This window comes from Pedobacter sp. BG31 (genome assembly GCF_042464845.1).
GTDB lineage: Bacteria > Bacteroidota > Bacteroidia > Sphingobacteriales > Sphingobacteriaceae > Pedobacter > Pedobacter suwonensis.
In genome coordinates, this window is sequence record NZ_JBHNZK010000001.1 from 449,636 (window position 1) to 469,125 (window position 19,490).

Annotated in this window: 17 protein-coding genes; 8 read left to right on the forward strand and 9 right to left on the reverse strand. The window is 39.4% G+C overall.

Features of this window, described 5'->3' with window-relative positions; translation table 11 throughout:
• Positions 1 to 64: 64 nt before the first annotated feature.
• The 4 genes from ACFE6N_RS01990 to ACFE6N_RS02005 all read right to left on the reverse strand — a co-directional run bounded on the left by ACFE6N_RS01990 (position 65) and on the right by ACFE6N_RS02005 (position 5,909).
• Positions 65 to 982 (reverse strand): hypothetical protein, encoded by a 918-nt coding sequence (locus ACFE6N_RS01990; protein ID WP_378933291.1) that lies wholly within the window; start codon positions 980 to 982, stop codon positions 65 to 67.
• Positions 983 to 1,052: 70 nt separating this feature from the next.
• Positions 1,053 to 1,928 (reverse strand): phosphodiester glycosidase family protein, encoded by an 876-nt coding sequence (locus tag ACFE6N_RS01995; protein WP_378933294.1) that lies wholly within the window; start codon positions 1,926 to 1,928, stop codon positions 1,053 to 1,055.
• Between the two features lie 125 nt (positions 1,929 to 2,053).
• Positions 2,054 to 4,570, reverse strand: a complete 2,517-nt coding sequence (locus ACFE6N_RS02000; RefSeq protein ID WP_378933297.1) for a zinc-dependent metalloprotease — start codon at positions 4,568 to 4,570, stop codon at positions 2,054 to 2,056.
• A 91-nt stretch (positions 4,571 to 4,661) separates the two neighbouring features.
• Entirely contained in the window at positions 4,662 to 5,909 is a 1,248-nt protein-coding gene (locus ACFE6N_RS02005) for an aspartyl protease family protein (protein ID WP_378933299.1), read from the reverse strand.
• Positions 5,910 to 5,960: 51 nt separating this feature from the next.
• Here ACFE6N_RS02005 and ACFE6N_RS02010 point away from each other — a divergent pair, with 51 nt between their 5' ends.
• The 4 genes from ACFE6N_RS02010 to ACFE6N_RS02025 are packed head-to-tail and all read left to right on the forward strand — an operon-like array spanning position 5,961 to position 9,929.
• Positions 5,961 to 7,289, forward strand: coding sequence for a D-alanyl-D-alanine carboxypeptidase/D-alanyl-D-alanine-endopeptidase (locus ACFE6N_RS02010; RefSeq protein ID WP_378933302.1), 1,329 nt, complete (start codon positions 5,961 to 5,963; stop codon positions 7,287 to 7,289).
• Positions 7,290 to 7,317: 28 nt separating this feature from the next.
• The gene (locus ACFE6N_RS02015) at positions 7,318 to 8,343 is read left to right on the forward strand and encodes a glycosyl hydrolase family 18 protein (RefSeq protein WP_378933305.1); all 1,026 of its coding nucleotides are present in this window, start codon (positions 7,318 to 7,320) and stop codon (positions 8,341 to 8,343) included.
• The gene (locus ACFE6N_RS02020; protein WP_378933308.1) at positions 8,249 to 9,391 is read left to right on the forward strand and encodes an aminotransferase class I/II-fold pyridoxal phosphate-dependent enzyme; all 1,143 of its coding nucleotides are present in this window, start codon (positions 8,249 to 8,251) and stop codon (positions 9,389 to 9,391) included. The genes ACFE6N_RS02015 and ACFE6N_RS02020 overlap by 95 nt, the downstream gene beginning before the upstream one ends.
• Positions 9,392 to 9,428: 37 nt before the next feature.
• Positions 9,429 to 9,929, forward strand: a complete 501-nt coding sequence (locus ACFE6N_RS02025) for a histidine phosphatase family protein (protein WP_378933311.1) — start codon at positions 9,429 to 9,431, stop codon at positions 9,927 to 9,929.
• Between the two features lie 102 nt (positions 9,930 to 10,031).
• Here the strand turns inward: ACFE6N_RS02025 and ACFE6N_RS02030 are convergent, their stop codons facing one another.
• The 5 genes from ACFE6N_RS02030 to ACFE6N_RS02050 all read right to left on the reverse strand — a co-directional run bounded on the left by ACFE6N_RS02030 (position 10,032) and on the right by ACFE6N_RS02050 (position 14,677).
• Positions 10,032 to 10,715 (reverse strand): M15 family metallopeptidase, encoded by a 684-nt coding sequence (locus ACFE6N_RS02030; protein WP_378933314.1) that lies wholly within the window; start codon positions 10,713 to 10,715, stop codon positions 10,032 to 10,034.
• Between the two features lie 74 nt (positions 10,716 to 10,789).
• Positions 10,790 to 12,016, reverse strand: a complete 1,227-nt coding sequence (locus ACFE6N_RS02035) for an alanine dehydrogenase (protein ID WP_378933316.1) — start codon at positions 12,014 to 12,016, stop codon at positions 10,790 to 10,792.
• A gap of 73 nt (positions 12,017 to 12,089) precedes the next feature.
• Positions 12,090 to 12,506 carry a tRNA (adenosine(37)-N6)-threonylcarbamoyltransferase complex ATPase subunit type 1 TsaE gene (gene tsaE, locus ACFE6N_RS02040; protein ID WP_090983441.1) on the reverse strand — a complete coding sequence of 139 codons (417 nt, stop codon included), beginning with the start codon at positions 12,504 to 12,506 and terminating at the stop codon, positions 12,090 to 12,092.
• 194 nt (positions 12,507 to 12,700) lie between these two features.
• Complete coding sequence (locus tag ACFE6N_RS02045; RefSeq protein WP_378933318.1) at positions 12,701 to 12,937, reverse strand: hypothetical protein; 237 nt, start codon at positions 12,935 to 12,937, stop codon at positions 12,701 to 12,703.
• Between the two features lie 186 nt (positions 12,938 to 13,123).
• Positions 13,124 to 14,677: a PglZ domain-containing protein gene (locus ACFE6N_RS02050; RefSeq protein WP_090983439.1), complete on the reverse strand. Its 1,554-nt coding sequence runs from the start codon at positions 14,675 to 14,677 to the stop codon at positions 13,124 to 13,126.
• Between the two features lie 111 nt (positions 14,678 to 14,788).
• On the opposite strand from ACFE6N_RS02050, the gene ACFE6N_RS02055 reads away from it, so the two are divergent.
• The 4 genes from ACFE6N_RS02055 (at position 14,789) to lpxA (ending at position 19,398) form a co-directional block, all read left to right on the forward strand.
• Complete coding sequence (locus tag ACFE6N_RS02055) at positions 14,789 to 16,012, forward strand: HD domain-containing protein (RefSeq protein ID WP_378933321.1); 1,224 nt, start codon at positions 14,789 to 14,791, stop codon at positions 16,010 to 16,012.
• A gap of 122 nt (positions 16,013 to 16,134) precedes the next feature.
• A complete protein-coding gene (gene lpxD / locus ACFE6N_RS02060) occupies positions 16,135 to 17,211 on the forward strand; it encodes a UDP-3-O-(3-hydroxymyristoyl)glucosamine N-acyltransferase (protein WP_378933323.1) in 1,077 nt (358 codons plus the stop codon).
• Positions 17,201 to 18,613: a bifunctional UDP-3-O-[3-hydroxymyristoyl] N-acetylglucosamine deacetylase/3-hydroxyacyl-ACP dehydratase gene (locus tag ACFE6N_RS02065; protein WP_090983432.1), complete on the forward strand. Its 1,413-nt coding sequence runs from the start codon at positions 17,201 to 17,203 to the stop codon at positions 18,611 to 18,613. The genes lpxD and ACFE6N_RS02065 overlap by 11 nt, the downstream gene beginning before the upstream one ends.
• Positions 18,613 to 19,398: an acyl-ACP--UDP-N-acetylglucosamine O-acyltransferase gene (lpxA, locus tag ACFE6N_RS02070; protein WP_090983430.1), complete on the forward strand. Its 786-nt coding sequence runs from the start codon at positions 18,613 to 18,615 to the stop codon at positions 19,396 to 19,398. The genes ACFE6N_RS02065 and lpxA overlap by 1 nt, the downstream gene beginning before the upstream one ends.
• Positions 19,399 to 19,490: the final 92 nt, after the last annotated feature.

Sequence of the window (19,490 nt, forward strand, 5' to 3'; positions counted from 1 at the left end):
CAAAATAAAATCTTAACATTTTTTAACATTAATTTTTTTGTAAACAACAGATTACTAAGGCCTTTTATTTTGCTTTCCCAATCATGGTCAAAGTAATTTCGCTATTATGCGGAATCTCCAATGTTGTTCCCGGAGCAACATTAAAAAGATTTCTGACATAGATATCGGCTATTCCCTGCGCTACCTTTTTTTTAGCTTCAGCATTTTCAGGAAGCACGTTATAAACCGTTTTTACATGTATGCCTCCCTGAAAATCAACAATAGCCGAAACCTGGTAAGCAAAATCCTTATAAGCGCGATCTATCCTGATAATATATTGTGGAAACATGTAATCGTAAGCCTCGGTTCTGTTATTCGTCCGGTCTACCGTACTTATTTTTTCAACCCTTGCAATTTTGCTTTTAGGGATAAACTGAACCGGATTTGTAGCGGCAAAAGCCCTGTCACTACTGGCATTAACTTCGGCCGAACGTTTCTCTATAAAAGCGGTGTCGGCTTTGGTCGGGTTTTGCAGTTCTTCGGCTTTCGTTTTTAATTTATTTTTTATATAGTCCCGAGCGTAAAAAGTCATGTTTACATCAGAACGGACATCCGTGGCAATCACCTTTCCGTCTACCTGTATTCTTTGAAAAACCAAACTGTCTTTACTGATGTGCTTCACTTTAAAAAATTCTGCTGCGAAATTATATACATTGGCGTGGTCGTACTGCAGGTAAAAATTCTGCATCCTTTTTTTCTGTGGGCTCCATGCAGCCATAGTATCTTCTTTTACCACTTCAATAATCCATGATGGCTTTTGCATAAAACCTTCCCGATTGAAAGAATATCCATCTTTAAAACGCCGCTTTACTTCAACATAACGAATGCCCTTTACAGGTTCGAAAGTAAAATCCCTTAAGGTTGGATTGCTGGTTTTAGCGCCATAATTACAGGCAGAAAGCATCAGTACAAAAAAGATAAGGTATATGGTATTTTTAAACATGTCGACGAAAATATTGAGCTAAAATAGGTTTTTTTAACCAGAGGCGAACAGCATTATCAGAAAGGCAACGTTATCTATTGCCCTGTTTTTTCACCAGGATGACATTGGCAACCTTACGTTGCCCTTCATGATCCCATTTTTTATTATCGGTTGGATAATTAATCACTCCATGATCAGGCATTCCATTAACCCACAAGGTAGTTGAACCACCACCATCAAAATTTAGGGCACTTGTACAGCCTAGCCAACGCATCAGTTTGGTTAGTTCGAACAAATTCATGCCTGCAGCATTATCATTTCTTCCATCAACGGTCAACAAAACCACCCGCCCGTTTGGCTTTATCCCAAGACAGCTACGCGGATGACGCAAACGACTGAAACTGGTCGTATCCAGGGTTTCATCAATATCGTTTAAAGTTAGTAAAGGTCCGTTCAACATCATATCCTTGGCGGTCAGTTTTGTTTCCCAATCTGTTGTCCTATCCCACTTTTTAATCGAAATTTTTCCATTTTCAATTACAACTGCTGCTTCCTGATGCCTGGCCCTATTACCATTCTTATCTAAGTGGTTTATGTTGATGGTTTTTCCGTTAACACGGACAAAATCTACAGCACCTCCGTTTTTTACATCGAAAAAATTGCCGTTTATAGCTGCTATTGCCTTATCCCTTAACCCAAAATTGCTGGTAGTAAGCAACTCTCTTTCTTCTGCCCCGATAGCAAAAACGGCCCTGCGACCTGTATTTTTAATTTCTAAAAATGAAATATTCTGGTTTGCCGCGAAAAGATTTTTATGATCAAAGTGATGCCTGAATAAAACCACCTGCCGGGCGATTCTGCTTTTATGCCATTTGGTTTTAACAACGGTAATGGAATCGGCATTTTGGCCAAAGGATGGGAAACTTAAAGTAAATAATGCAACGGAAAAAAATATCTTTTTAAACATAACCTTGTTTTAGGATAAAATTAAAAACTTGTCATTAAAAAACCTCGCAGGTTTTTGCAACCTGCGAGGTTTAGCTAACGCAAAATAATCATTGAATGCATGGCTACATTCAACCATGCACTTATTTATTTCTTCGGATCTAAAATATCTTTAATTCTGATATTTAAATCTTCATAATGTGCTTTGGTAATGGCATCACCGGCAGCAGCCCTGGCCTTTGTGGTGGCCAATAGGGTTTTCAACTCCGCACGAACCAATGGCCTGATATCAGACAAGCCAACATTGATTGGCGTTAAACCATAACTTGCAGCATAATCTACAGGGAAGCCAACCGGAAGTTCATTCTCTTTAGTCATCAGATCCTGCAAACGGTCTACGTAGGCACGTTGTAAATTACGTTTAAATGCATCTGCTCTTCCAGCTACAAAAACGGATGACCTTAGGTCTGTAAATAATTCAGGCAAGGTATATGCTTTAGCTTTGCCATTTTTAGTCTCATTATCTAACAAACGGGCAATACGGGATGCTGATAGTAAATTACCTAAAGTATTTGTTTGAACGCCTTTAATGCGGTTTAACAACACACCATTATCAAATTTACTTAACTGATCATTGCTGATTAACCAAAGCGGTGTATTAAATAACTGCTGGTTAAAAAAAGCAATAGCTTCTTTTTGTTTTGACTTAGGTAAATAGGCATAAACCGGTCCTTTTTGGTCGTAAGTTTTAAAGTTTTCGCTTAAGCCACCAACATTGGTTGCTACATGCCCCATGTAACGGTTAAACTGGCCAACAATTTCGGTATATATTTCTTTTAAATCGCTGTAATCTTTTCCTTTTTGGTAGGTCCACTTTTCAACATTTGGAAGAATGCGTTTTAGATTGGCAATGCCATAAGTACTGGCTTTCATGGCGTTGTCGCCCAAATCCTCGCTTTGCAAACGTGGATCTAATGAGGTGCCCTGGCGGCCGTAGAAATATAAAGGATTACCTGCATTTTTCAATGTCCACTGGTCTAAAACTTCCTTTTCCTGCTCTGCGGTTTTGCTGCCGGGAATCCAGGAATAACCCCATTTTATAGACCATTTATCGTATTCCCCTATTTGAGGGTGAAGTTTGGTTACACCATCACCAGGCTGAGCGATGTAGTTAAAACGTGCATAATCCATGATTGATGGCGCGGTACCATGCTTATCGGTAAATGTTTTTGAACGTAAGGAATCAACAGGATAAGCATAACTTGAGCCAAAATTATGTGGCAAGCCTAAAGTATGGCCAATTTCGTGTGATGATACAAAACGGATCAGCTCGCCCATCTGTGCATCGGTAAATTGTGCTTTACGCACTTCAGGATTAATGGCTGCTGTTTGTACAAAATACCAGTTACGCAACAGGTTCATTACGTTATGGTACCAACCAATATGCGTTTCTAAAATTTGTCCGGTACGGGGATCGCTAATGTGCGGACCATAAGCATTTGCAATATCTGAGGCAAAATAACGGACTACCGAGTACCTGGAGTCTTCTACACTAAACTGAGGGTCTTGTTGCGGTGTTGGCGCTTCTTTACCGATAATGGCATTTTTGAAACCAGCAGCTTCGAACGCTACCTGCCAATCGTTAATTCCCTGGATCAAAAACGGCACCCATTTTTTTGGCGTTGCAGGGTCGATATAAATGATGATCGGTTTTACCGGTTCTACCAATTCGCCCCGTTTATAGGCATTTGTATCCTTTGGAACTAAATTCCAGCGGTGAATGTAGGCTGTACGTTCTGCTTTTTGTGCATTGCTTCCGTAATCGATTTGAGATTGACCAAAATAACCAACCCTGCTATCCATTATCCTGGCTTTCACAGGCGTTTTCGGCAATAATAACATCGATGTATTAAACTCGAAAGTAACAGCTCCATTACTGCTATCAGTAGGAGATTCCGCAGCACGGTAAGTTTTAGCTGTTTTTACTTCCACATTAATAGGAAAAGTTTTTATCGTATCAATATAAGAACGCGATCCATCATACATCGTAACTTTGTATGCTTTGCGGATTTGATCCGTAGCACCAATGGCCATAATATCACCGTTATAAAAATCGGTAACATCAATCACAACGCCTGTTGTGTCTTTGTTATAGGCTTTAATTTCAAAGCTTGCTAAAATCTGCGCAAGATTAGAGTTTTGCACTGATTCGTACATATCACTGTTCTGATCAGCTTTGGTTGAATAGCTAGGTACCCGAATGTAAACCTGTTTACCTCTACGCTCCCATTTCCATACCTGCTCGTTTAATTCTTCCCCACCATATTGCTGGTTACCCACTTTTACTCCTGCAGGCGCTTTTGCCAAACGGGTAACTACGAGCATTTCGCGGTTAATCATTGAATCTGGTATCTCAAAATACCATTTATCATCAACTTTATGTGTTTTAAATAAACCGTTTGTTGTTCTCGCCTTTGCAGTAATTACTTCAGCAAATGGCTTAATGCCTTCTTTTTTTTGTGCTGCCGCCGGAGCTGCCGTTGGGGTTGTTGGAGTGCTTCCTTTAGTTGTTTTGGATTTTTTCTGGGCATATACCGGACTGGTTCCGGCTATGCCAAGTGCTACGATACCTGCAAGGGCAAATACCTTAAGATTTTTATTCATGTGTATATAAAGTTAGTTTGCTTGGCAATAAGAGGTTAAAGTTAAAGCCTTGTTACACGACAAACCATTTGTAACTGTAAAATTACGCTCATCAAATCCGCTTTTCGAGTTTAACTACTTTAAAATAGGTCTGATTATCCCTGAAAATTTCGAGAATAATGGCTCTGTCTGCTTTCGATTTAAACATTTCAGTAAGATCATTTAAAGAATAGGCATCCATGCTTTTAAAGTTTACGCCGATAATTTCATCGTTAGGCCGTAAACCAGCCTTTTCTGCCGGGCTATTTTCGTCTATTTCGCCAATCAATACTCTTTTATATGTCTTCTGGTCGAGATATAACACCATACCCACCATATCATGTTCGAACGGCACTTTTCTGAATCCATTGGGTTTAACATAAATAAAACCATCCTGATAATTAAACTGAATGTTAAATTTCCGAAGTAAATCGGCGCCTAAATTGCCATTCCGTTTCGATAGATCAATTTTATCTGCAATGCTCGCAAAATCAGGAAATCCCGAAACGACGTCTTTGAAAACATATCCTCCAATATTGAATCTCTTTACACGGCCAACATATCCCTTAATCAGCCCGCTTAAACTCATTCCTAAATTAGCTTTGATTTTCTTCTCAGGCTGAGGGAATCCTGTTCCATTCAGCATTTCAAGCGATAAAGCGTGGCTGGCCCCGGTATCTATCAAAAACCTCGCCTCAACCGTTTTACCATTAGGCAAATCAATTGTAGCAAATATGTAAGGCTTCTGGTTCTCAATTTCGATCGGGATTTTTTTTCCACGGTATTTAATCCTGGTGTCCCGATCGTAAATGATCAGCCTGTTTTCACTGTATCTGATATCAACAATAAAACTGTTAAAAAAGCTATACCCCAGCAAGCCATAAATTTTCAGTCCTAAATGTCCTGACAGGTTAAACAAATCTTCTTTTAACACCGCCGCTGGTATATACTTGATGCTGGCGCTACCTACTTTAACATTAAGACTTTGAGAAACATAAGCATCCACGCTTTCAATACCAAGGCCAAGAACTTTAATTTTACGGAGTTTACCAAAATTCAACGAATCGATAATAGATGGATCGGTAATAATCATGGGACCAACGCCAGTATCAAGCACAAAATCGTAGGGCCCGTTTCCGTTTACAAACACCGGAATAACCATCAGGTTCTTAATGCACTTAAAAGAAATTGACTGTTTTTGCCTTTTTCTATTAAAGAGGAACTCCTGGCCATGCCCGGAAAATGTGAGCAATACAAGCAGCGTGCAAATGGTCAGTTTACGTAAACAGATTATTACACCAGGGTTATATTTGGCTAACATTAAACTAAATTTAATAAATTAGTTAATCTTTATGTATCCTAAATTTAGCATATGTTTCCTTTAAAAAATTATAATTTTATTTTTATTGCCCTTATTCTATTGCTTTGTTTGTCAACAGGATGCTCAACCGATAAGATCATTTCTAAAAAAGTAGCCAGAGAATTTAAAAATTCGCAGGTGATAAAACAATATCAGGTTGGCTTCGCACTTTATAATCCAACAGATAAAAAAATGGTTTTTCAGAAAGATGCAGACCGGTATTTTACCCCTGCATCCAACACCAAACTGTATACTTTTTTTGCAAGCCTAAAAATGTTGCCCGATTTAATGCCGGCTTTAAAATATACCGAGCAGAATGATTCGTTGATTTTTTGGGGAACCGGAGACCCTGCTTTTTTACAATTTGCAATAAAAGACAAATCCGCATACAATTTTCTCCTGGCATCAGATAAAAAGCTATTCTTTTCTCCCGGTCGATATTCCGGTAATTTCTTTGGCGAAGGCTGGGCCTGGGATGATTACGACTATTATTACCAGCCGGAAATTACGGAAATGCCCATCATGGACAACATGGTTACTTCTACCTATGCCTCACCCAATAAGATTAATATTAAACCAAAGGTTTTTGTCCCTTGTTTTGAAATAGATTCTACCCAGAAAACAGGCAACTTTCAGGTTAGAAGAGACTTCTTAAGCAACCGCTTTCACTACCCTGCAGTTGGGGTAAAGCCTGGTTATAATCAACAAAACCCCTATAAAACGACAACGCAATTAACCGTTGAGATCCTGGCAGATACCTTACACAAACCCATTGGCATCGTAAAGCAAAAAATACCTAAGGATGCTAAAACCTTGCCTGGTGCTAAGCGGGATTCGGTTCTAAAGTACATGATGTTACCCAGCGATAATTTTATTGCAGAACACCTTTTATTGGTTTGTGCCAACCAGATTGGCGATACATTAAGTACCGCGAAAGCCATTGAATACATTACAAAAAATTACCTTTCTTTTCTGCCTGATCAAGTAAAATGGGTTGACGGATCTGGATTGTCCCGCCAAAATTTATTTACACCCCGAGACAATGTATACCTTCTTGATTCCATTTACAGGCTGGTAAATAATCACGAAAAGCTTTTTGATCTATTTCCTGCAGGAGGTAAAAGCGGCACTTTAAAGAGTGCTTATCCTAAAACCAATGAACCTTTTGTTTTTGGTAAAACGGGTTCACTCGGGGGTGTTCATAACCAAAGCGGATATGTACTCACCAAAAAGGGAAAAACCTATATTTTTTCTTTCATGAACAACAACTTTGTAAAACCAACTGCCGAGGTACGTGCGGAAATGGTGAGAATCATGACCTATATACACGATCATTTTTAAGCATACGCAACATCAAAACACCTAACCTATGAAAAAAATATACCTGCTAACTAGCATTTGTGTACTGCTTATCGTATCATCCTGCAAAAAGAATGATTCCATAACAGCGCCTTTTGAACCACCTCTTCCTGGCACGCCATACGTACCAGACAATAACTTTAAGGTTATAAGTTATTTCCCAAGTTACCGGGATCCGGCTGGTATTGCGGATTCGAAATTTAAAATGATTACACACCTCTTTTATGCCTTTCTGAATCCCAATCCGGACGGAAGTTTAGCGGCATTAGCACAACCTGGCCGATTTACAGCCGTAATCCAAAAAGCAAAGTCAAATGGTGTGAAAACAGGCATTTCGATTTCTGGCACAAAAAGTATTTTTGTAACCATGGCTGCATCTGCAGCTACCAGAAATTTGTTTGTAAAAAATGTGCTCACTTTTTCCAAAACAAATAACCTGGATGGCATAGATATGGACTGGGAGTATCCTAGTACCAGCGATGGGTCGGCAGACAATTATGTGCTGCTAATGAAAGAACTTTCAGATTCACTTCATAAATATCATAAATTTTTAAGCGCAGCCATAACCCCCGGCGTATACGCCGGCAGTATTCGTGACGGATTAAAATCTGAGGTTTTCCCTGTTGTAGATTTCTTTAATATTATGGTTTATGACGGAATTGGCTGGGATAAAAATGAGCCTATTCAACATGCATCCTATAATATGGCTGTTGCCAGTTTAAATTATTGGTTAAATACGCGTGGTATGCCAAGGGAAAAAGCCGTTTTAGGCATCCCTGCTTATGGTAAAAATGCCAATAATTCAGCTAAGGCCTATCGTGATTTTGTAGCCGCTGGTGCTGATATAAGTTTAGATAATGCTTTAATTGATGGCATTCAATTTTATTTTAATGGAACGATAACCACCAGAAAAAAAGCTAAACTTGCCAAAGATATTGCAAATGGAATCATGTTCTGGGAGTTCTACCATGATGACAATGGTGATCAGTCCATTATCCGTGCTGCAAATGACGAGCTTGGCAGAAACTACAATTGATATGATGCTTGACTTTAAATCGATAAAACAACCTTTTTCAAACACCATCAACATCGGAAATACCTCCTATTTATACTTTGGCGGAACGGCTTATCTGGGCATTCCACAGAATCAGGATTTCATCGACTTATATATTGAAGGGATTAAAAAATTTGGTTTAAATAACGGAACAAGTCGCACCAACAACATTCAATTGGGTATTTACAACAAGGCGGAGAAAGTAGCTGCGGCACGCTTTGGAGCTGAAGCCGCTTTGATTACTTCAAGCGGATATTTAGCAGCGCAGCTTACCATTAAGGCTTTATCGAAACTCGGAAAGGTAATTTATGCCCCATCCACACACCCTGCACTTTGGTTAGCAGAAAATCAACCCAGAAATTTAATGCCTTTTGAAGTATGGAAACAGGAAACCATCGACAAAATAAATGCATCTGAAGAAAAAAGTTGGGTTTTGATCAGCAATTCGATGAACAACCTGATGCCCGAAATTTACGATTTCGACTTTGTTAAAGAAATCCGTAATGATAGAAACATCATGCTAATTGTTGACGATTCGCACGGAATTGGTGTAAACAACGACGGTATGGGCACTATTGTAAATCTTCCCAAACAAGGCAACATCGAAAATGTAGTAGTTGCCTCAATGGCCAAAGCGTTGGGGATAGATGCGGGCATTGTTTTAGCTTCCAATAAAATAATTGATCAACTTAAACATTCAAATACATTTATAGGCGCTTCGCCGCCTGGTCAGGCCGGACTTTATGCATTTGTTCACGCAAGTGAAATATACAGCAAGGCATTAAACAAACTTAAAAACAATATGCAGATGTTTGAAACAGCATTAAACCATACCTGGAAACACGCATCCGGCTTTCCGGTGTATTTGCCCAGGACTATTAATTTCTCCGAACGCCTCCTGCAAAAGCAGATCTTAATTTCATCTTTTCCTTATCCAAACCCTTGCGATGCTCCTTTAGATCGCATAGTGCTTTCTTCCTGGCATGAGAAAGAAGATATCGGAAAACTGGTGGCAGCCATAAATTTTTAGCCTTTCCTGATCCAATTAATTTTTCAATATTTATGGTATGAAAAAACTTTTCGTATTACTGGCCTTAACACTGCTATTCATTAATATCGTTTCTGCGCAAACGACTACGGTTTGGGTTGTCAGGCACGCCGAGAAAGACAAATCCAATCCACAGGATAATAACCCAAGCCTCTCTGATGAAGGAAGAATCCGGGCGGGAGATTTAGCTATATACCTTAAAAAGGTGAAGTTTGATGTTGCTTTTGCCACTCCCACGAAAAGAACACACCAAACATTAGATTCACTGATGATTCCGAAAGTGGTTGATTATAAAGACATCAAATCGCTTGTGGATAGCATTAAAACCAATTATGTTGGCAAAAACGTGATTATTGCCGGCCACTCTAATACCGTGCTGGAGATTATTGAAGCCTTTGGCGGTAAAAAACCTAAAGAAGAATTAACAGACGATGATTATGACTATATTTTTGAATTATCGGTTAAAGGAGATAAAGCGCGGGTAAAAATGGACCAATACGGCAGGCCACACCATTTGTAGTTTTTAATTCAGGTATTGTGTTGTCAGGTGTTACCACCAGACAGTTGAAAATTAAATATCAAGTAATTTAGTGTAAGATGGTAACATCTTACACCACCGACATTACAGTTTCCCGAATGGAATATCCATTAAATCATAGTTTCTCCATTCCGAGAAATCATAATGCCACCATTCATTTTCCAGCACATTCATGCGGTATTTAGCCATGATGGCGATAAGAAAATCACGGTTTTTCTTTGCTTCCGGAGTTACATTCTCGTACTTGGCTGCAGCAGCAGCCGAAAAACTATCGTAAGGTGTTGGCATCGGTAGTTCTTTGCCCGTCTTTAAATTAATCAACGTCAAATCTACTGCACAGCCCCTATTGTGTTTCGATCCCTTTGCCGGATTGGCTACAAAATTTTTATCACTTGCTTTTTTATAAAACTCAACGGTAATGGCATACGGACGGTAGCCATCAAATATTTTTAAGCCGTAACCATTTTTATTTAACTCCCTTTGGATCTTTTTTAAAGATTCTACCACTGGCTTTCGCGCAAAAGCCCTCGCCTGCTTATACATGATCTGCCGCATAAAATTATTTTTAGTGGCGTAGCGGATATCCAGTTTGATATTGGGAATGGCTTTGTTAATTTCAACCAATTCGTTATTCGGGTCTGTTTTTATGGATGCCAGGTACTGATTATAGGAACTGACCACTACAAGCTTGTTTGTGGTGGACGGTTTATTTTGCGCGCAAACGCTAACTGAGAGGAAAAGAAATAATGTAAAGAGTTTGATTTTCATGCTTTAACATCAAGATGTTTGACTGTGGCTTCAGGATACATCCGTCTTACATCATACATTTTATATCCAACTTTTTATTGATTCGAAACCACCAATAATTCAAGATCCTTAAATGGCAAATTAAACATATCAGCCAGATCCTTGTTGGTGCAGTTACCTTGATAAATGTAAAGTGCTTCGCGGATTCCCGGGTTATTCCAAACCATATTCATCAGACCTCCCAGTTCGCCGATATCCAATAAAATCGGTGCAAAGATATTGGTCAGCGCATAAGACGCCGTTCTTGGAACGCGCGAGGCTATATTAGGCACACAATAGTGAATTACATCATACTTTCTGAAAACCGGGTTGGCATGGTTGGTTACTTCAGAAGTTTCGAAACAACCACCCTGGTCAATACTAACATCAATCACCACCGAATGTGGTTTCATCCGGGCAACCGTTTCTTCCATCACTATACACGGACTACGCCCATGAGTTGCCCTAATGGCTCCAATTACCACATCGCAGGTTGTGATAGCCTTATTTAAGACGATAGGCTGCATAACCGAGGTAAATACCCTGCTGCCCAGATTATTTTGCAAACGGCGTAAGCGGTAAATAGAACTGTCAAAAACTTTTACTTCTGCACCCAATGACAAGGCAGTTCTGGCAGCATATTCACCCACCGTTCCGGCGCCTAAAATCACAATTTCTGTTGGAGGAACCCCTGTGAAGCCACCCAACATCAAGCCCTTTCCTCCGGTTACATTACTCAGATATTCTGCGGCAATTAAAATAGAGGTCGAACCTACAATTTCGCTCATCGCGCGCACTACACTCAGTGTATTGCCCTCGTCGCGAAGATTCTCAAAACATAACGCATTAATTTTTTTATGCATCAAGGCTTTCAGGTAATCTTGCTTAAGCGTTCCGGTCTGCAAGGAGGAGATAAGCGTTTGCCCCTTATGCATCATTTCGATCTCTTCCAGCATTGGGGGTGCAATCTTCACCAGGATATCAGCATCAAAAACTTCCTTTTTGTTATAGGCAATTTTTGCGCCCTGCTCTGCATATTCCGTATCAGAAAAATTAGCGGCAATGCCTGCTCCGCTTTCTAAAACAACCTGATGCCCGTTATTTACCAGCAAGGCCACAGATAAAGGTGTTAATGCAATTCTATTTTCCTGAAAAGAAATTTCTTTGGGTATTCCTATGTATAGATTGTTTTTTTTATTTCTGGTTTCTAACGTTGCTTCTTGCGTTTGTAATAAACCCTGACGAGCTATATCGGCCATTCCTTCGCGTAATCCTGTAGCCATGTTGAATTAAAATTATGATAGTTTTAGGTTGTTCAAGGTACGCAAAATCTGTTAATTTATTGATAACGAATTGTTATACCTTCGAAAAGCGGAATAGCCTGCGGTTTTCATCCAGCACATTGATCACAACCTTAATAAGATTTTCGGGCAATAATTCTTCTACCCGCTCCGGCCACTCAATTAAACAAATACCGCCACCATAAAAATACTCCTCATACCCCAAATCGTAGGCTTCACGGATATCTTTTATCCGGTAAAAATCGAAATGGAATACCGGTCCGTTAGGGCTATCATATTCATTAACGATAGAGTAAGTTGGACTCGAAACTACATCGGCTATGCCTAAAGCTGCACAAAAAGTTTTGATGAAAGTTGTTTTTCCAGCGCCCATATCGCCTTCAAATATGAAGACTTTCTCACTGCCTGCAAAATCTGAAAGTTGCTGAGCAACAGCAGGTAAATCGGCTAAACTATTTACTTCGATATCCATTTTGTAAAATAAAGGCAAAAGTAATACATAATTGCATTGCTTTTGCCTTACTATTAAATTTGAATGAAACAGATCCTGAAACAAGTTCAGGATGACGATTCTATTGAATGAGACAGTCTCAAGATGACAACCGACTAAATATGTAACTTATAACTTTAGGTAGATGAATAAGTCATCATCAGAGCAATTTACAATTAACCTTTAAAGTAGAGGCCGATAATCATTAAAGCCAACGCTATAAACAAGCCAACAAACCATTTAATCATATCAGTTTTAGCATTCGCCAAATCTTCTTTAGAAGCCAAATGGCTGGTTTTATCAATTATGGCTTTATCAACTTTCGCCTCAATATAACTGGTTAACTGCTCTGCAGTATCCTTATCAAGTTTTTCGCTTAAAAGAGCATATAGTTGAGTTATCGAAATATTCATATGTCTAAAATCTAATTAAAATTAAGAATAATGCTTCAGTTTAACAAAATATAGGCATATTTCTTCTTGCAATGATTGCTTTGGCCTTACTATTCAAACGAACAAATCCTGAAACAAATTCAAGAGGACATTCTTTGAAAAATGACCGATCTTATGTCTCAAATCTAACATCTCAAATCTCTCAAACTACCTCGGCGAATACGTGACTATCGGAATGATCATTTCCTCAAGCGAAATACCGCCATGCTGGAAAGTTTCGTTATAATAATTTACAAACTGGTTGTAATTGTTCGGATAAACGAAATAACTATCTTCTCTCGCAAAAATATAACTGCTGCTGATGTTGATCTTCGGCAACAACGCATCGTGAGGGTTTTTGATCAAAAACACTTCTTTTGCATTAAAATTAAGGTTTCTTCCCTGCTTATACCTCAAATTGGTGTTTGTGCTTCTATCACCGATTACTTTAACCGGTTTTTTAACTCGTATGGTCCCGTGGTCGGTAGTGATGATTACCTTAACTTTTTTCTGCGAAATTTTCTTCAATAAATCCCAAAGCGGAGAATGCTCAAACCACGATAAGGTTAATGAACGGTACGCCGCATCATCATTGGCCAGCTCCCGTATCATCTGCATATCGGTACGCGCGTGGCTCAACATATCAACAAAATTGAACACAATGGCATTAAAATCGTTATGCAATAAATTATTTGTTTGCTCAACCAGGTCTTTCCCCTGCTCAAAAGTCAGGATTTTATGATAACTGAATTTACAGTCCTTTCTTAAGTTACGCTTTATATTATCCGCCAGGAAAGCTTCTTCATGCATGTTCTTCCCTCCTTCATCATCATCGTTTTGCCAAAGCTGAGGAAAACGTTTTTCCATATCCAAAGGCATCAAACCAGAGAAAATTGCATTACGGGCATATTGTGTTGCCGTTGGCAAAATGCTTGTATACATATCTTCCTCATCTATCCTAAAATATTCTGATATTAATGGATTGATAATTTTCCATTGATCATATCTCAAATTATCTATCAGGATAAAAAATACCGGTGTGTTATCATTAATAAGCGGAAAGGCCTTTTTCTTTAATAATTCGTTCGAAAGTAAAGGCGCTTTATCCCTGTTCTTTATCCAATCCAGGTAATTTTCCTCAATAAATTTTGTAAACTGTGTATTGGCCTCCTGTTTTTGCATGGTCAAAATTTCATGCATCTGCGGATCGTCCAGTTTTTCCAACTCGAGCTCCCAAAAAACGATTTTTTTGTAAACATCAATCCACTCTTCATAATTAAGCCTGTCGCCTAATGTCATTCCCAAACGGCGGAAATCCTGTTGATAAGCCATAGAGGTTTTTTCACTCACCAAACGTTTGTTGTCGATCAACTTTTTAATCGTCAGCAAAACCTGCTTAGGATTTACAGGTTTAATCAGATAATCATCAATTTTGCTGCCTATCGCATCTTCCATCAGGTTTTCTTCTTCACTTTTTGTGATCAGCACTACCGGAACATCCGGGTTTAAATTCTTAATGGCCGATAAGGTTTCGATACCACTCATTCCAGGCATATTCTCATCCAGAAAAACCAGGTCAAAATGGGATTTTCCAAATGCCTCTAAAGCATCATTTCCATTGGTAAAAGTAGTTACGTGGTAACCCTTATCATTTAATAATAATATATGTGGTTTTAACAGGTCGATTTCATCATCGGCCCATAATATTTTAGTTTCTTGCATGTTTTTGTAAAAATAGAACAGTATTGCCGTTTAATTACGGCAGGTCATTCAAACTATAAATAAAAATAGCAATTTTTGTACCGTATCTACCTATTTAACTATTTTTAACGATTGAACAAGAAGAAAATAATAAATGATCCTGTTTACGGGTTCATCAGTATCCCGTCCGAATTCGTTTACGACGTCATCTCCCATCCCTATTTCCAGCGTTTACGCTACATTAAACAGCTCGGGATGACCCATTTGGTTTATCCAGGGGCTTTACACACGCGTTTTCACCATGCCTTAGGCGCCATGCACTTAATGAGTTTGGCCATCAACCTTTTAAAAAGTAAAGGACACACCATAACCGATGGCGAAGAGGAAGCCGCCATTTTGGCCATTTTATTACACGATATCGGCCATGGCCCTTTCTCGCATGCACTTGAACATTCTTTGGTAACCGGAATCAGGCATGAAGATATATCAGCCAAACTGATGCAGGACCTGAATACACATTTCGACGGACGTTTAACCCATGCCATTGAAATTTTTAATGGTACTTACCCTAAAAAATTTCTCCATCAATTGATTTCCGGGCAGTTAGATCTTGACAGAATGGATTATTTAAACCGCGACAGCTTTTTTACGGGCGTGAGTGAAGGCGTAATCAGTTTCGATCGGATCATTAAAATGTTTAATGTCTACGATGATAATCTGGTGATTGAAGAAAAAGGCATCTATTCTATAGAAAAATTTCTAATCGCCCGCAGGCTGATGTATTGGCAGGTTTATCTGCACAAAACAGTAATATCGGGCGAGATGATCCTGGTAAAATTACTGGAACGTGCTAAGGAGTTAGCTGCTGCCGGCGAGAATTTGTTTGCTTCACCATCCTTAAATTATTTTTTAAAAAACGATATCAACGAGGCTAATTTTTTTGAACAGCATGAAAATCTTGAGCATTTTACCAACCTTGATGATCAGGATATTTATGCCGCAGTAAAGGTTTGGACCAAACATGATGATAAAATTTTGTCTACGTTATGTAAAATGCTTACTACCCGGAACCTCTATAAAGTTGAAATGGGTAACGAGAGGGCCGATACAGATCGCGTAAACTTTTTGCAGGATGCAGCAATTAATTTACTGGGAATTAAACGAGAAGAGGCCCGTTATTTTGTTTTTACCGATTCTATCCAAAACCGTGCCTATCACGCAGGCCTCGGAAATATTAAGATTTTAATGAAAAATAACGACATTGTTGATATTGCCAAGGCTTCTGATTTGTCCAATTTAGAGTCGCTACAAAAAACTGTAGAGAAATATATCCTCTGTTACCCAAGAGGTATTTAAGTTTTTTTAACAAAATATTTGACTTTTGGTGCCGTTTTAACTCTTATTATTGTGCAAATAATACACCGTTTAACCCATGCAGGTTTTTTTGTTCATATCAATTTAACATATACCTTTGTACGATGCAATTTACTGCCACGCAGATAAGTCAGTTTCTAAACGGTTCCATTGATGGTAACCCCGATGTAGCCGTTACCGAACTTTCTAAAATAGAAGACGGGAAGGAAGGCTCCCTATCTTTTCTTTCTAACCCTAAGTATGAAAACTTTTTGTATTCTACGAAGGCTTCAGTTGTTATCGTATCTAAAGATTTTGCGCCTACCCAGTCTTATACCAGCACACTAATCCGTGTTGAAAATCCGTATAGTGCGTTTACGATTTTACTGGATAAATATAATGAAGCGATCAATGCACAAACCATAAAATCCGGGATTGATCAACTGGCATTCGTTCATCCTACCGCGAAAATCGGCAATAACGTATTTATTGATGCATTTGCTTACGTTGCCGAGAATGTAGAGATTGCTGATGGTTGTAAAATAAATGCACAAACCTTTATTGGTGCTAATTCAAAAATTGGCAAAAACAGCACCTTTTTTCCTGGTGTAAAAATATACCACAATTCTATAATCGGCAGCAGTGTGGTTATCCATGCCAATACCGTTATCGGAAGTGATGGCTTTGGTTTTGCACCACAAAAAGACGGCACCTATAATAAAATTCCGCAAATCGGAAACGTTATTATTGAAGATGACGTGGAAATTGGCGCAAATACCACTGTAGATCGCGCAACAATGGGATCTACAATTGTGAAAAAAGGTGCGAAAATCGATAACCTGATCCAGATTGCCCACAATGTGGAAATTGGCGAAAATACCGTTTTAGCGGCACAGTCTGGCATATCCGGAAGCACAAAAATTGGCCCAAATAGCGTTATTGGCGGACAGGTAGGTATAGCAGGACATTTAACGTTAGCTAAGGGAACGCAAATTGGTGCACAGGCCGGCATAAATTTTAATATTACAGAAGAAAACAAACAATGGCATGGTAGTCCGGCGCAACCACTCCGTAACTGGATGCGGGCTTCAGTCATTTTCAAACATCTTCCCGATGTGGAAAAAAGAATAAATAAGCTCGAAGAGGAGTTGAAAAAGCTCACCGCCGAACTGGAAAAGAATACAATACACAATGAACGTTAGACAAAAAACGATTAAACAGGAAATATCAGCATCTGGTGTTGGTTTACACACTGGTGCTAATGTTACTTTAACATTTTGCCCCGCCCCCGAAAATCATGGCTTCAAATTTCAGCGTATTGATTTAGAAGGCCAGCCTATTATCGACGCTGATGCAGATAATGTTACGGATACCTCGCGAGGTACTACGATAACCCAAAATGGTGCTAGCGTAAGCACCGTAGAGCATGTTATGGCATCGCTGGTGGGTATGGATCTTGATAACATACTGATTAAATTAGATGGTCCGGAAACACCGATTATGGACGGGAGTTCTATCCAGTTTATTGATTTACTGGAAGAGGTGGGTACAGTTGAGCAAAATGCAGATCGCGAGTACTTTACCATTCCACATAATATTACCTATACAGAGGAAGATAGAAAAGTAGAAATTGTGGCCATGCCGTTAGACGATTACCGTTTTACCTGCATGATTGACTATAACTCTCCTGTTTTGGGCAGCCAGCACGCTGGTATTAACACCATTGCAGAGTTTAAGAAAGAAATTGCTTCATGCCGTACTTTCTGCTTTCTACATGAACTGGAATACCAGCTATCGCACAATTTAATTAAAGGCGGCGATTTAAATAACGCCATTGTGATTGTAGATAAAGAAGTTACCAAGGATGAACTAAGTCACCTGGCTAAATTATTTAACCGTAAAGATATCGATGTTGCCCCACAAGGGATTTTGAACAACATGGAACTGCGTTACCAGAATGAGCCGGCACGACATAAACTTTTGGATATGATCGGCGATTTGGCCCTGGTTGGCATGCATTTAAAAGGCCATATCATGGCCGCCCGTCCAGGCCACGCCGCAAACGTTGCTTTTGCCAAAAAGATTAAAGCAGCGATTAAAAAAGAGAAAAACAAAAAAGTACAGAAGGTATACGATCCGAGTGCAAAACCATTGTTCGATGTAGTGAAGATCATGGAAATTTTGCCACACCGCCAGCCATTTCTCTTCGTTGATAAAATATTAGAACTTTCTAAAAACCACGTGGTTGGGGTTAAAAACGTAACCATGAACGAAGAGTTTTTCAAAGGTCATTTTCCAGGTGCTCCGGTATTTCCGGGTGTACTGCAAATAGAAGCTATGGCACAGGTTGGCGGAATTCTTGTACTTTGTACTGTACCAGACCCTGAGAATTACCTTACCTATTTCCTGAAAATAGATAATGTGCGCTTTAGGGCACAGGTACTTCCGGGCGATACCATAGTTTTCCGCTGCGATTTACTTGAACCCATCAGAAGAGGCATTGCCCAGATGAAAGGTGTGGGTATGGTAGGTGAAAAAATCGTGGTAGAAGCCGAAATGATGGCTCAAATTTCAAAAGTTAAACAAGCAGAACCCGCTCAATAATGATACAACCTTTAGCATATATACACCCTCAGGCAAAAATCGCAGAAAACGTGGTAATTGAACCTTTTGTAGTGATACATAAAGACGTTGTAATTGGCGAGGGAACCTGGATCGGATCAAATGTAACCATTATGGATGGCGCCCGGATCGGTAAAAACTGCAGAATCTTTCCTGGTGCGGTTATTTCAGGAGAGCCGCAGGACTTAAAATTTGCCGGCGAAATTACCACCGCAGAAATTGGCGATAATACCACGATACGGGAGTGTGTTACCGTTAACCGTGGCACAAAAGATAAATGGAAAACCACTATAGGCAGCAACTGTTTAATCCAGGCCTATTCGCACATCGCACACGATTGTGAGGTTGGAAATAACTGCATATTTTCCAATAGTACCACCTTGGCGGGCCACATCACCATTGGAAACAATGTGGTTTTAGCTGGTTTGGTTGCCATACATCAATTTGTTAAAGTTGGTTCTTATGCTTTTGTAACCGGCGGTTCACTGGTACGTAAAGACGTGCCACCATATGTCAAAGCAGCTCGCGAGCCACTTTCTTATGCCGGCATCAACTCTGTGGGGTTGCGTAGAAGAGGGTTTACGAACGAGCAGATTGATGAAATTCAGGAAATCTACCGTGTACTTTTTGTAAAGCACAATAACGTAACGAAAGCTTTAGACATGATCGAAGCCGAATTTAAACCTACTGAAATACGTGATGAAATCGTAGATTTTATCCGCAATTCTAACCGTGGGGTAATGAAGGGCTTTGGCATGGGAAGCTAATAAAATAGAAGGCTGAAGGCTTTAAGGTGGATGGCAAACCCCATTACCTTAACCAAATTCAAATAAATGTTCACGAGTGATTTAAGATGATC